4 protein-coding genes are annotated in these 15,270 nt (G+C 53.9%); all 4 read left to right on the top strand.

Features of this window, described 5'->3' with window-relative positions; all coding sequences use genetic code 11:
- The first annotated feature begins 39 nt into the window (after positions 1-39).
- Entirely contained in the window at positions 40-2,439 is a 2,400-nt protein-coding gene (locus HF324_RS18605) for an outer membrane beta-barrel family protein (RefSeq protein ID WP_168803915.1), read from the top strand.
- Between the two features lie 117 nt (positions 2,440-2,556).
- Positions 2,557-5,592: a type I polyketide synthase gene (locus tag HF324_RS18600; protein WP_168803914.1), complete on the top strand. Its 3,036-nt coding sequence runs from the start codon at positions 2,557-2,559 to the stop codon at positions 5,590-5,592.
- Between the two features lie 2 nt (positions 5,593-5,594).
- On the top strand, positions 5,595-12,116 hold the full coding sequence (locus HF324_RS18595) for a non-ribosomal peptide synthetase (RefSeq protein WP_168860496.1): 6,522 nt from the start codon (positions 5,595-5,597) through the stop codon (positions 12,114-12,116).
- 9 nt (positions 12,117-12,125) lie between these two features.
- Positions 12,126-15,269 (top strand): non-ribosomal peptide synthetase, encoded by a 3,144-nt coding sequence (locus tag HF324_RS18590; RefSeq protein ID WP_168803912.1) that lies wholly within the window; start codon positions 12,126-12,128, stop codon positions 15,267-15,269.
- Position 15,270: the final 1 nt, after the last annotated feature.

Below are 15,270 nucleotides of genomic sequence, written 5' to 3'. Positions count from 1 at the left end.
GGGAGCTTTGAGAATTAATGTTTAACCAACAGCTTTTAGATGAAAATCTCAGTATTTGCCCTCATTATTTCGTTTGCCCTTGTCTGTTTCAATGTGCCTGTTGCTGCACAGCAGGTAACCACCGTCAAAGGGAAGATCGTTAATCCTGCCAACGAACCGCTCATTGGTAATGTGATCCTGCTGTCCGCCCCGGACTCCGCCTTCGTGAAAGGCGCCGCCTTTACAGACGGAAATTTTGAACTGGCGGGTATCAACCGCAAGGAGTTCTACCTGAAGTTTAACTCCCTGCAATTCCCGGATACCGTTATCAGGGTCCAATACCAGGGAGAAGCCCAGATGAACCTGGGAACGATCCTTGTGGCCAGGTCCAAATATCACCTTAATGAAGTACAGGTGGTGAGCAATACCCCCCTGGTAAGGTATTCCAACAATGGAACGGTAGAAGTGAATGTGGCCAATACAGCGCTCGCTTCCAGTAATTCCGTTACGGAGATACTCACCCGCTCGCCCAATGTACTGGAGTCTGAAGGACGTTTCAGCGTATTTGGCAAAGGGGAGGCCATCATCTACCTGAACGGTAAACAGATCACTGCTGAAAGACTCGCTTCTATTCCTACCTCACAGATAGCAAAGATCGAGATCATCGGCAACCCCTCCGCAAAATATGACGCCGAAGGGAAAGCAGTGATCAATGTCATCACCAAAGTAAAGACAGAGGAAGGGCTGATGGGCACCTTTAACCAATTCCTTACACACAGCCCGTTCGGAGGGTCCAATGCCAGTTCCTCGCTCGATTTGAGCTATATGAGAGGAAGGCTGTCGCTCGTTGGTAACTATTCCATCCTCTGGGGGGACACCAAAGAAAGGCTGCATACCATCCGTAGCCGGTCCGCGGCAGACGACTACATGAACTCCGATTTATGGACCGACTGGAACAGGAAAATGAAAAACTATTCCAACTACGGGCTGGGAGCACAATATAATTTCAGCGAAAAATCAAATATCTCGCTGGCTTACAGCGGTTATCTCGAAAAAATGGGCGGCACCACCAACAGCCGCAACGCCATCGATAACAAAACGGACAAAAGTTATTATACCAGCGGCATCAACAAAGACGACCAACGCTGGAATCACTCCGTGACCTTGAACTATAACCTGAAAACAGACACGCTCGGGAGCACGCTGTTTATAGGAACACAGTATTCGAAATTCAACTCCGATATCAATGATTTTATTGAAGAAAACAGTGTGGTGAATGGGGCAGAGGGGCGCCGGTTCCTTAAAAACCTGGTGGACCATGGTATCTCCATCTCCACCACACAGGCAGATTACGCGAAGGTGTTCGCTTCCGGCGACCGGCTGGAGATAGGCGCGAAGTTCAGCTACGTTGAAAACTCCTCCGGCACCAACTTCTTCATTGGTCCGGATGGCAGCAACTTTAAGCGGGATTCCGGCCTTTCCAATAAGTTCAGGTATGTGGAGAAGATCCCTGCTGCCTATATCAGCTACAGCGGTACCTTCGCCAGGAAGGTGAATTACAGCCTGGGAGCCAGGGGAGAGTGGACGAACTACGACCTGACCACCAGTGCTAACAGCGGTCAATCGCTGTCGGACAGCTATTTCAATATCTTCCCGAATGCTTCCGTCTCTGCTACGCTGACGAACAAACTGAAGCTGCGTGCGGCCTATTCTTCCAGGATCACCCGCCCGCGTTATCAATCGCTTAACCCGCTGGTGATATACCAGGACCCTTTTACAACGATAGAAGGTAATCCCAATCTGATCCCCGAGAAAACACATTCTTTCGAAGTGGGCGCCAACTATAGCGACTACGACCTGAAGATCGGGTACAATTACACCATCGATCCTATCGATGCAGCTGCGCTGAGAGGCAACACGCCCAACAGTTATGTGCTGAAAGCCATTAACCTCTTCAGGGGACATTTGTATTCCGCGACCCTGTCCAAATCGTTCAGCGTGCGTAAATGGTGGAGCTCCGTGAACAGCGTGAGTTTGAATTATCTCAAACAGGTTGACAACAAATACAACTTTGAACTGCTGACGCCCAAACCGCAGATCTACCTGTATACCAGCAATACCTTTACGGTACCGGACCTTTTCAGGATACAGCTGCTGGCATGGTATGCAGGGGATAAATACTCCGGACTGTACTACGATAAGCATCGCGCTACCGTCACCCTTGGTGTTGAAAGGGATTTCCTGCGGAATAAACTCCGCCTGAAATTACTGGCCAATGATATCTTCCACAGCACAGCGTCCAGAGGCAATTACAATGTAGGTAAAACCTATATTTTCTTTGACAGGACCTATAGCACCAATTACTTCCGTTTTGTTCTTACCTATAATTTTGGTAAGCTGACCAAAACGGATTTCAAAAACAGGACTACCGGCCAATCTGAGAATAACAGGGCCAACTGATTTTAATTCATTTTACTGATGATAACTGATCGCCGTCCTTCCCAGGGACGGCAATCAGCGATGTATTGTTTAATTGTCACCCCATCCCCTTATAACTGCATAAAACTTTTATTGTAAATGGAAAAGTCATCCAGGAAAAAGGACATTGCCATCATTGGCATGTCAGGGCGTTTCCCGCAGTCGAGAGACTTGTTGTCTTTCTGGAAAAACCTGGCGGACGGAAAGGAACTGGTTCATTTCTTTTCCGGTGAAGAACTGAAGGCTTTACAGGTAGCGCCTGAGATATACAACAATCCGGCGTTTGTGCCGGCCGCCTCGTTTATAGATCAGCCGGGTAGCTTCGATTATAACTTCTTCGGTTATACGAAAGAAGAGGCTGCGGTGCTGGACCCGCAGGTCCGCATCATGCATGAGCTGGTGTGGTCTGCGCTCGACGATGCCGGTTATGCCGCCGCGGAACAGGAAACGATAGGGCTCTACCTCGCGGCTTCCGATAACCTGAACTGGCGCGCCTACAGGATGCTGCACCCTGTTGCCGGCGTGAGCGCGTTCCTGGCCAGCCGGATGGCCAACAAGGATTTTATCAGCACATTGATTGCCTATAAACTTGGACTGAAAGGCCCTGGCTACCTGGTAGATACGGCCTGTTCAGGCTCACTCAGCGCGGTGCACATCGCCTGCCGTAACCTGTTGCTGAAGGAATGCAGCATAGCAGTAGCGGGCGGCGTGAGCGTGGCCAGCTACGAACCTAAAGGCTACTTGTTCCAGGAGGGACTGATCGCTTCCGCCGATGGTCACTGTCGTGCTTTTGACGAGAAAGCCTCCGGAACGGTATGGGGAGAAGGCGCCGGCGTGGTAGTCCTCAAAAGATTTGATGATGCGCTGCGTGACAACGATCATATTTACGCGGTGATCAAAGCGAGCGCAGTAAATAATGATGGCCGCCGTAAAGTCGGCTATACCGCTCCCAGTATTGAAGGGCAGGCAGAATGTATTCGTATGGCGCATCGTGTTGCCGAAGTGACGCCCGAGACAATCAGTTACATCGAAACACACGGCACCGGCACGCGCCTCGGCGATCCTACGGAAATAGAAGCGCTGAACAAAGCATTCGGCTATAATACCCGGCATCGCTGCGCCATTGGCGCCGTGAAGTCGAATATCGGCCACCTGGATGCCGCCGCAGGCGTGGCAGGCCTTATTAAAGCCACACTGGCGCTGAAGCATCAACAACTGCCTCCTTCACTGCATTACACAAAAGCGAATCCCGAGATCAATTTTGCGGGCGGACCGTTTTATGTGAACAGTGAGCTGTCCCATTGGCAGCATGCCCCTGAAGTGCCTCGCAGGGCGGGCGTGAGCAGCTTCGGTATTGGCGGCACCAACGCGCATATTGTCCTGGAAGAAGCGCCGGTGGCAACAGGAACGGCCGCTGTCAGCGCCCCCTTGCTGCTCTCTGCCAAAACAACGGCTTCATTGAATGCGTATAAACTGCAACTGGCAGATTTCCTGGAAGATAATCCGGACATCCATATAGCGGATGTGGCCTATACGCTGGCTACCGGCCGTCAGCATCACCGTTGCCGTGAAAGCATTGCAGCCGCCGGTTTCCAGGACCTGTTATCAAAACTCAGGAGTTCCACCCCACGCAGTGTGATGGCCACGAATGTAAAAACCGTTTTTATGTTCCCCGGCCAGGGAACGCAATATTTCCGTATGGCGGCGGATCTATACCACCAGCAGCCGTATTTCCGGCAGGTGATGGACAGGGGATTTGCGGTGCTGCGACCCTTGCTGGGCCTGGACCCGGCCGCTATACTGGGGTACATGAGCCAGGCGCCGGCAGATGACAGTGCTGTTCATCAAACGGTATACACGCAACCGCTCCTGTTCCTGGTGGAGTATGCGCTGGCCGATTGGCTGCTGCAGGCGGGCATAAAGCCTGCGGCCATGATAGGGCATAGCCTTGGCGAATATGTGGCCGCTTGTATCAGCGGCGTATTCAGTATGGAAGACGGCTTGCGTATCGTTACGGAGAGAGCCCGTTTGATGTATGCATTGGCGCCCGGCGCGATGCTGGCTGTGCAGGCAAGCCGGGAGCAGGTGCAACCTTTCCTCACCCCCGGATTGTCGGTGGCCGCCATCAACACGCCTGGTACCTGCGTGCTGGCAGGTCCAGGGACAGAAGTGCAGCAGGCGGCTGAAAAGCTGCAGGCAGCGGCTATCTCCACGGTCAGGTTAAATACCTCCCATGCCTTTCACTCTGCCATGATGGACGATATGCTCCCTGCGTTCCGTACCTGGCTGGCTGGTTATCAGTTCTCAACGCCCACTATCCCTTATTACTCCAATCTCACCGGGCAGCTGATCACGGCGGAACAGGCTACGTCGCCGGATTACTGGGTAGCTCATCTCAGGCACACCGTACTGTTTGCGGACGGTCTGGCAGCCTTGCTGCAGCAGCTCCCGAAGGAGACTGTTTTCATAGAAGCAGGACCCGGCAAAACACTTACCGGGCTGCTGAAGCATCAACCGGGCTACCAGGAGTCCTTTATCCCCGTGACCACCGTCCGTACCGCAAAGGAACAGGCTAACGATAACGAATACATGCAGCTGGCCCTGGCCACCTGCTGGAAATATGGCGTAAAGGTGAACTGGCAGACGCTCTATAAAGATGCGGCGGTCAGGAAGACCATGTTACCGCTGTATTGTTTTCAGCAGACGTCGTTGCCTGCAAGAGTGGACCCCTTCAGTCATATGCAGGCCGGCGCCGGCATAGTGCAGCCCGAAGTGCTGCAGGTGACGCCTGAAGCCGGTACTGTAACGGTAACGGATACGCGCAGCAGGCCGGAAGAACTGGGAGACCCGGTGCCGCCGCAGAATGCCATACAATCCCGTTTGTGTGAACTGTGGTGTCAGTTTTTTGGTGTTGATACCATCGGCATCACGGACGATTTCTTTTTACTGGGAGGTGACTCACTCCGCGCGATGTCCCTGTTGGGCAGGATACAAAAGGAGTTCAGCGTGGAAATGAACATACAGGATTTTTATACCGACGCCAATATACAACGCATCAGCCGCGAAATTGAAATTATGACCCGCCTTACGGCCACGAGAAAAGTCACCCAGCAAACCAAAAAAATTAAAATATAGCTATGGATATCCTCGATTTGTTAGCAGAGCTGGAAAGGAACAGTATTTATGTTGCGCTGGACGAAGATGACCTGCAGGTAAGCTTTGAGCAGGATGATATCGAAGACAGGCACATTGAGCTGCTGCGGGCACACAAGCCGCAGATCATTTCCTACCTGAAAAAATATGCCGGCGGAAAGGCATTCGTGGCGATACCATCCGCGCCGGCGCAGCCCAGCTATCCGTTGTCGCCCAGCCAACAGCGCCTGTGGGTGCTCAGCCAGCTGGAGGCAGGCAGCCTCGCTTATAACCTCCCGTTCTCCATGGAGCTGAAAGGAGATTTTAATATTGATATTTTCTCCCGGGCGATGAATATCATCATCGACAGGCACGAGATATTGCGCACGGTTTTCCGGGAAGATGAATCTGGTATGCCCAGGCAGTTTATCCAGTCCCCGGAGCAACTACGGTTCGCCATCACCCGCCTCGATTTCCGCAGCTTCCCCGCTCCGATGGAAGAAGCCCAACGTTATATAGCGGCGGATTCGGCCACGCTCTTTGACCTGCAACAGGGCCCGCTGCTGAGAATGGCATTGTTACAGGTAGCAGAAGAGACATACATTTTTTACTACAACATGCACCATATCATCAGCGACGGCTGGTCCATGGATGTGCTGGGGCGTGATGTGATCAGCTGCTACCGTGCACTGGCGGCAGGCCTTGCACCTGCATTGCAGCCGCTGGCGATCCAATACAAGGATTATGCGGTATGGCAACACGAACAATTGCATACGGCGGCAGGCATGGCAGCAAAAGCCTACTGGAAGGAACTGCTGTCCGGTGAACTGCCTGAACTGTCTTTGCCCGGCAGTAAGCCGCGGCCTGTGGTTAAAACTTTTTCCGGCAGGAGGTGCCGTACTTACCTGTCACCCGGGCTTACCGCACAGCTCCGTGCTTTCACCCGCGCAGAAGGTGGAAGCCTCTTCATGACATTGCTGGCCGCCTGGAAGGTTTTACTTTATCGTTATACCGGCGAGCAGGATATCATCATCGGCACGCCCGCGGCCGGTAGAAACCATGCCGATCTGGAAAACCAGATCGGGTTTTATGTGAATACGTTGCCGCTGCGCAATGAGGTGAACGGGCAGTCCTCCTTCACGGCATTTGCCACGCAGCTAAGAGCGAACACCCTCCGTGCGTATACACACCAGGCTTATCCGTTCGATTATATCCTCGGGGAAACAGACGTACGCCGCAATACCAGCAGGAGCGCACTCTTTGATGTAATGATAGCTTTGCAGAACATCGGTGAGAGGAACGCCGGCACTATCGTATCCGGAGACAGCGATACTATCACAGATATGGGTCATTGTTACGCCAAGTTTGACATGGAGATAAATATCTACGAAGAAGGAGAGGCGCTTAGCGTGGTCGCCGATTATAATACCGATATCTTTCACGGGCACCAGGTAACGCAGCTGCTGCAGCATTTCAAACAACTGACGGCCGCCATGCTGGCAGACCCCGGGCAGGCGATCGATTCCGTTGATTTTCTCACCGCCGCTGAAAAAGAACAGTTGCTGCGGGGCTTTAATGACACTGCTGTCAACTATGCGCCGGGAAAAACGGTCCTGGACCTGTTCCGGGAAGCAGTAGTCGCATCGCCGGACAACAAGGCGATCGTTTATGAGGACCGGGCGCTGAACTACCGGGAAATGGATACGCTGAGCAACCAGCTGGCGCACTACCTGCAGGACCGGCACCAGCTGCAAAGCGGCGCGCTGGCAGGCATCCTGCTGGAGCGCAGTGAATGGCTCCCCGTAACCATCATGGCCATACTGAAATGCGGTGCTGCTTATGTACCGCTGGACGTGCATTACCCGCAGGAGCGTATCGACTATATCCGGGAAAACGGAAACCTCGGGGTGATCATAGACGAAACCCTGCTGGCCGATTTCAGGAAGGAGCAACCGCAATATGGCCGGGAACTGACGCTGCCCGCACTCACAGGCGCCTCGCTGGCGTACTGTATTTATACTTCCGGTTCCACCGGTCATCCGAAAGGGGTGCTGAACCTGCACGAAGGTTTGTACAACCGCCTGCTGTGGATGAAAGAAGACCTGCATATCGGGCCGTCAGATATCTTTCTGCAAAAAACACCTTACACTTTCGACGTGTCCGTGTGGGAACTGTTGCTGCCTTTCATCAGCGGCAGCTGCCTGGTGATGGCGCGTCCGGAAGGGCATAAGGACCCGCAGTACCTGCAACAGCTCATTGCACAGGAAAATGTGAGTGTTATTCACTTTGTGCCTTCCATGCTGGGCGCTTTCCTGGCCGGTTACCAGGCCGGCGCCACCCCGCTGCGGCATGTCGTATGCAGCGGTGAAGAGTTGCCGGCAGCGATGGTAGCGCAGTTCCGAGAACTGTTGCCCGGCGTGCGCATACATAACCTCTACGGCCCTACGGAAGCGTCGATCGATGTTACCGCGATCGATGTTACCGAAGCATCGTTGGACCAGGGCGTGAGCATCGGCCGCCCGGTGGCCAATACGCAGATTTATATCGTGAATCCTGCCATGCAGCTGCAGCCCGCCGGGGTGGCCGGAGAGCTGGTCATAGGCGGCATACAGGTAGCCCGGGGCTATCTGGACCTGCCGGAGCAAACGGCCAGCCGCTTTATGCCGGACCCCTTTAAGGCCGGCCAGCGTATTTACCGCACGGGCGACAGCGCGCGGTGGCTGCCGGACGGCACCATTCAATACCTGGGCCGTATGGACCACCAGGTAAAGATCCGTGGCAACAGGATAGAGCTGGGAGAAGTAGAGCAGGTGTTGTCATCGTATATACATATCCGTCAGGCGGTGGTAACGGCGCAGGAGGTACACGGTACGAAAGCCCTCGTGGCCTATTACGTCCCCTCCGCGGCAACGGACAAATCGGAACTGAAAAACTGGCTGCAACAGAAGCTGCCGGAATATATGGTGCCGGCCTACTTTGTAGAGATGGAAGATATCCCGCTCACCAGCAGCGGCAAAGCCAATCGCAAAGCGCTGCCGCCGGTAAGCGGCGGCGACATGATCCGGGGTGAGTACGTAGCACCGGTAACACCTATGGAGTTACAACTGGTGGGTATATGGCAGGAGGTGCTGGGCGTTTCCGGGATAGGCGTGACCGATAGCTTTTTTGAATTGGGCGGGCATAGCCTGAAAGCCACTCAACTGATCGCTGCTTACTTCCGCACCTTCAGGTTCCGTCCGAAATTACAGGAGCTGTTTGAACATACCACCGTCCGGTCGCACATAGCGCTGATCCATCACAGCGCGGGAGAGGTGTATGAGCGTATTGCACCTGCTGCGGCAACTGAGCGGTATCCTTTGTCCAGCGCCCAGGAGATGGTATGGACGCTTAGCCAGGTGAAGGACGGCCTGATCGCGTATAATATTCCTACGGTGAGCCCTGCCGAGCCTGACTTTGACCCGGCCGCTTTCAAAAGGGCGCTGGCGAGATTGATCGACAGGCATGAAATCCTGCGTACCGTGTTTCGCACGGATGCTGACGGGATGCCCTATCAATATGTATTGGACAGCCATGGATTGAACTATGTGGTAGAAGAAGCGGATATCCGGCAGGCAGCAGACCCGCATCAACATATCTATCATGCGATCTTCGAAAATGACCTCTACCGGTCATTCGATCTGCAAAATGGTCCGCTGTTCCGTGTCACCCTGTTCCATACATCGCAGGGGTACTATATCTATTACCTCGTACATCATATCATCACGGATGGTATATCGGCGGAGGTGGCCGCCCGCGACATACGTGCATTGTACCAGGAAGAGAGCCGTGGGACAAGCGTTCCGCTGCCTCAGCTGGATATACAATACAAGGATTTTGCTGTTTGGGAGAAAGACCAGCTGCAGCAAGGGCATTATGACGCGCACCGGAAATACTGGATGCAGCATTTATCAGGCGAAATACCGCCTGTAGACCTGCCGGCGGCCCGCAAACGGCCGGCCGTTAAAACCCATAATGGCAGGTACCTGAGCACCTATCTGCCCAAAGCACTCACCGCACAGCTGTATGATTTTACGAAAAAGTATAACGGCAGCCTGTTCATGACGCTGCTGGCAGCCTGGAATGCACTGTTGTACCGGTATACCGGTCAATCGGATATTGTACTTGGCGCGCCTTATGCCGGCAGGGTCCATCCCGATCTCGAAAACCAGATCGGCTGCTATATCAATACGCTTTCCCTCAGGAACCGGGTAAACGGGGAAGGTTCATTCCTGTCGTTGTATGACCAGGTAAAACAACATACGCTCGCTGCATTTCAATACCAGATGTATCCTTTCTCGCAGCTGGTAAGAGATCTGAAAGTGCGTAAGGATATCAGCCGGAGCAACGTACTGTTTGACATCATGATCGCCCTGCAGAACTTCGAAGGCAAGGTGGAAGCGCCGGATAAATCAGAGGAGGAGCTGAACAGCATCGTGGACCTGGGCATGCGTTATGCCAAGTTCGATATGGAAATCAGTCTTTATGAGAGAGGAGAGTATATCATGTTCCGTTTGAAATACAACACCGACGTATACGACTATGACCTCATCGCCGGCCTGATGCAACATTTTAAACAATTCACGGCCGCTATGCTGGCCGACCCCGGTCAGGCGATCGATTCCGTTGATTTTCTCACCGCCGCTGAAAAAGAACAGTTGCTGCGGGGCTTTAATGACACTGCTGTCAACTATGCGCCGGGAAAAACGGTCCTGGACCTGTTCCGGGAAGCAGTAGTCGCATCGCCGGACAACAAGGCGATCGTTTATGAGGACCGGGCGCTGAACTACCGGGAAATGGATACGCTGAGCAACCAGCTGGCGCACTACCTGCAGGACCGGCACCAGCTGCAAAGCGGCGCGCTGGCAGGCATCCTGCTGGAGCGCAGTGAATGGCTCCCCGTAACCATCATGGCCATACTGAAATGCGGTGCTGCTTATGTACCGCTGGACGTGCATTACCCACAGGAGCGTATCGACTATATCCGGGAAAACGGAAACCTCGGGGTGATCATAGACGAAACCCTGCTGGCCGATTTCAGGAAGGAGCAACCGCAATATGGCCGGGAACTGACGCTGCCCGCACTCACAGGCGCCTCGCTGGCGTACTGTATTTATACTTCCGGTTCCACCGGTCATCCGAAAGGGGTGCTGAACCTGCACGAAGGTTTGTACAACCGCCTGCTGTGGATGAAAGAAGACCTGCATATCGGGCCGTCAGATATCTTTCTGCAAAAAACACCTTACACTTTCGACGTGTCCGTGTGGGAACTGTTGCTGCCTTTCATCAGCGGCAGCTGCCTGGTGATGGCGCGTCCGGAAGGGCATAAGGACCCGCAGTACCTGCAACAGCTCATTGCACAGGAAAATGTGAGTGTTATTCACTTTGTGCCTTCCATGCTGGGCGCTTTCCTGGCCGGTTACCAGGCCGGCGCCACCCCGCTGCGGCATGTCGTATGCAGCGGTGAAGAGTTGCCGGCAGCGATGGTAGCGCAGTTCCGAGAACTGTTGCCCGGCGTGCGCATACACAACCTTTACGGCCCTACGGAAGCGTCGATCGATGTTACCGCGATCGATGTTACCGAAGCATCGCTGGACCAGGGCGTGAGCATCGGCCGCCCGGTGGCCAACACGCAGATTTATATCGTGAATCCTGCCATGCAGCTGCAGCCCGCCGGGGTGGCCGGAGAGCTGGTCATAGGCGGCATACAGGTAGCCCGGGGCTATCTGGACCTGCCGGAGCAAACGGCCAGCCGCTTTATGCCGGACCCCTTTAAGGCCGGCCAGCGTATTTACCGCACGGGCGACAGCGCGCGGTGGCTGCCGGACGGCACCATTCAATACCTGGGCCGTATGGACCACCAGGTAAAGATCCGAGGCAACAGGATAGAGCTGGGAGAAGTAGAGCAGGTGCTGTCATCGTATATGCATATCCGTCAGGCGGTGGTAACGGCGCAGGAAGTACACGGTACGAAAGCCCTCGTGGCCTATTACGTACCCTCCGCGGCAACGGATAAATCGGAACTGAAAAGCTGGCTGCAACAGAAGCTGCCGGAATACATGGTGCCGGCTTACTTCGTGGAGATGGAAGATATTCCGCTCACCAGCAGCGGCAAAGCCAATCGCAAAGCGCTGCCACCGGTAAGCGGAAACGATGTGATCAGAAGGGAATACGTAGCACCGGTCACCGAAATGGAACAGCAGCTGGTGGCTATCTGGGAATCGGTACTGGATGTGGAAAAAATCGGCGTAACGGATAATTTCTTTGACGCCGGCGGCGATTCCATTCTGGCCATTCGCCTGGTCAGCCGGATCAATACCGTTGCCGGTACCAGTTACACCCTGGCTGAACTGTTTCAGTACGGTACGATACAAAGCCTCGCCGCCCGGATAGAAGAAGACCTTGCAGCGACGCCCGCCAAATCACCGGAGGAAGAGGACGTAATGGCCTCCTTCGATCTGCTCCGCAACGAAATTTTTCAGAACAACTAATTCACTCCCATGACGCAAAATACCGGAAACATAGAAGATGTATATCCAATGAGCGATATACAGAAAGGAATGGTGGCATTATCGCTCCTGCGCCCGGCGGAAGGATTGTATCATGACCAGTTCACCTATCACATACCAGGTGTGGACATAGCCCATTTCGATAAAGCGCTGCGGCTCATGGTCCGCAAGCACGCCACGCTGCGTACAGCCCTTGATGTTATTAACTATAGCCAGGAGGTACAGATCGTTTATAAAGAGGTGCCGGTCAGCACCGGGCTTGTCGATCTTAGCGGGCTTAGCGCCACAGACCAGGAAGCAGCGATCCGCGATTACATCAGGGAGGAGCGCAAACGTCCCTTCGATCTGCTGTCAGCGCCGCTCTGGCGTACGACCATTTTCAACCTCGATGCCACACATGGCGTATTCCTGTTCCAGTTCCACCACGCCATCCTCGACGGATGGAGCGTTGCATCCTTCAATACGGAACTGTTTAACCTCTACCGGCAATTGCTGGAGCAGCCCGCGTTTACACCCGCGCCGCTGAAGTGCAGCAACAGGGAACATGTGCTGCAGGAACACATCGCCAAAAAAGATAAGAAGAATCTGGTATACTGGCAGCAGGAACTGCAGGACTTCAAACGGCTGAACGTATTTGCCAACACTATCATGGAGAGCAGCTACCAGTCTGTTATTCATCCTGCCAAAGCAGAACGGCTGAGGCAAGCCTGCCGGGAAGAGAAAATTACACTGAAGACGCTGCTGTTCGGATCATTTGTATATGCGCTTAACCTGCTCACCTATGATTCCGACATTACCATCGGGCTTGTTTCCAATAACCGTCCGCTGATGGAAGACGGTGATAGGATATTGGGCTGTTATCTCAATACCCTGCCGTTGCGCACGCGGTTGCAGGAATACAAGCATAAGCCGTGGCGGCAATATTTTCAGGGACTGGAGCGTAAGCTACAGGAGGTGAACAGCACAAGGCTTACGCTGCTGGAAATTTCCAGGCAGCTGAACGAAGATACCAGCTTCGGTAATCCTTTCTTTGATGTTATCTTCAATTATGTAGATTTCCACGTGTACAATGATGTAGCGGCTGGCGCGAACAGCACCACCGGTTACGAGAGCAACAGGATCCGGCTGGCCTCCCATGAGAAGACGAATACCACGCTCGACCTTACCGTTGCCGCCAGAAATAATCACCTTGTTTTCAATTACCAGTATAACCGCGCGCTCGTAGCAGACGTTACGCCGGAGCAACTGCACGGCTATGCAGAGAAGATACTGGATATATTCCTGGAAGATGCGGCCGCTCCCCTTGGCAACAGCGCTGTCCTGGGCAATGAAGCCGTCGTGAAACAACTGGAGGTGTGTCGCCAGGCGCAGGCAGATTTTGCAGCAGACACCAATGTGGTGGACCTTTTTTGCCGGCAGGCGACCATACGTCCGGATGCACCGGCCATCATTTACCAGGATAAGACGATCACTTATGGGATGGCGGACCGGCTGTCTAACCAGCTGGCGCATTACCTGATCAGGCAATACGGCCTTACGGCAGGCGACCTGGTGGGCTTATCAATGGAACGCAGCGAATGGCTGCCGGTGATGGTGATGGCCATACTGAAAACCGGCGCTGCCTATGTGCCGCTGGATACGGCGCTTCCGAAGGAACGGCTGGACTTCATTGCTGCCGATGGCAAATTCAAAGTAATGGTCACCGATCAGTGGCTGCAAAACCTTGCACCGCTGGTGGATACGCTGCCAGCCGACCGGCCGGACCGCGTTATCCAGCCTGACCAGGTCATCTACAGTATCTATACCTCCGGTTCTACCGGAACGCCCAAAGGCGTGCTGATAGCTCATCGCAGTGTTACCAACCTGATAGCGTGGTTCACGCAACGTTACAGCATCACCGCTGAGAGCAGGTTTATCCAGCTCACGGCTGCCACCTTTGATCCTTTTGCAGAGGATATCTTTGGCGCCTTCACGAACGGCGCCGTTTTCCATATCGTTTCAAACACATTGCTGTACGATCCTGAAAAGCTGCGGCAATACATCATAGACAACGGCATTACCATTCTCAACTGTGTTCCCCAGGTGATCGGCAACCTGCTGGCCTTCTCTGAGGAGAGGATAGCCACGATTTCAGCCGTTATTTCAGGGGGAGACAAGTTGCCGGTAAGTTTGCGGAACACCTTGCTGGAACTGGGGTATAACCTGTATAACAATTACGGCCCAACGGAGATTACGGTGGATGCCCTCAGCGAACAGGTAGCTGCTGAAGGGCCTGTCACCATCGGGAGGCCGGTGGCCAACTGCAGGGCGTATATACTTGACAGTGAGCAGGACCTGTTGGCGGCTGGCGTCGCCGGAGAGCTGTGTATTGGAGGGGCAGGCGTGGCAATAGGGTACCTCAATAATCCCGAACTGACGGATAAAAAGTTCGTTCAGGACCCATACGCCGGCGGAAGGATGTACCGCACCGGCGACCTCGCCCGGTGGACGTCTTCCGGCGCCGTGGAATATCTTAACAGGATGGACGAACAGGTGAAGGTGAGGGGTTACCGTGTGGAAACAGGAGAGATAGAATTTTTCCTGATGCAGGCCGAAAACATCCGGGAGGTAGCAGTAACGACATTTAATGCGGACGCCGGGGACGTGGAGCTGGCTGCTTACTACATAGCGGATGCGCCCATAGAAGCCGCGACGCTGACAACATTTCTTTCGCAATACCTGCCGGTCTACATGGTCCCCTCGTACTTTGTGCAGATGGACCAGTTCCCGCTGTCGCAAAACGGGAAGATCGACCGGAAGGCATTACCCGTTCCTTCAGGCGCCGGCGAGGCTGCCGGAGAAGCGTTACAGTTGCCTTCCGGGGAGCTGGAGTTACAGCTGGCGGCCGTTTGGCAGAAAGTGCTGGGCAGGGAGCAGGTAGGCGTAAACCAGCCTTTTTTCCGTATCGGTGGCAACTCCCTGAAAGTGGTAGCCTTACAACGGCAGATAAAAAAAGACATGGACCTTCTTGTAGATATCGTAGACCTCTTCAGTCATAATACCATTGAGCAGTTTGCCGCGCTGCTGGTGCAGAAAAAGCTGGTGCAGCCCGCGGTAGCCGCGGAGGATGCAGGTGTTAACACACTAAATTTTTAAT

Origin of the sequence: Chitinophaga oryzae, assembly GCF_012516375.2 — a bacterium.
In the GTDB taxonomy this organism is placed as follows: Bacteria; Bacteroidota; Bacteroidia; order Chitinophagales; family Chitinophagaceae; genus Chitinophaga; species Chitinophaga oryzae.
The sequence above is the reverse complement of the archived record's forward strand: the minus strand, read 5'-3'. Positions and strand labels throughout refer to the sequence as shown.

Bases quoted from the DNA above. Each gene is read 5' to 3' on its own strand.
- HF324_RS18600 (WP_168803914.1), top strand. From the start codon at position 2,557: ATGGAAAAGTCATCCAGGAAAAAGGACATTGCCATCATTGGCATGTCA.
- HF324_RS18595 (WP_168860496.1), top strand. From the start codon at position 5,595: ATGGATATCCTCGATTTGTTAGCAGAGCTGGAAAGGAACAGTATTTAT.
- HF324_RS18605 (WP_168803915.1), top strand. From the start codon at position 40: ATGAAAATCTCAGTATTTGCCCTCATTATTTCGTTTGCCCTTGTCTGT.
- HF324_RS18590 (WP_168803912.1), top strand. From the start codon at position 12,126: ATGACGCAAAATACCGGAAACATAGAAGATGTATATCCAATGAGCGAT.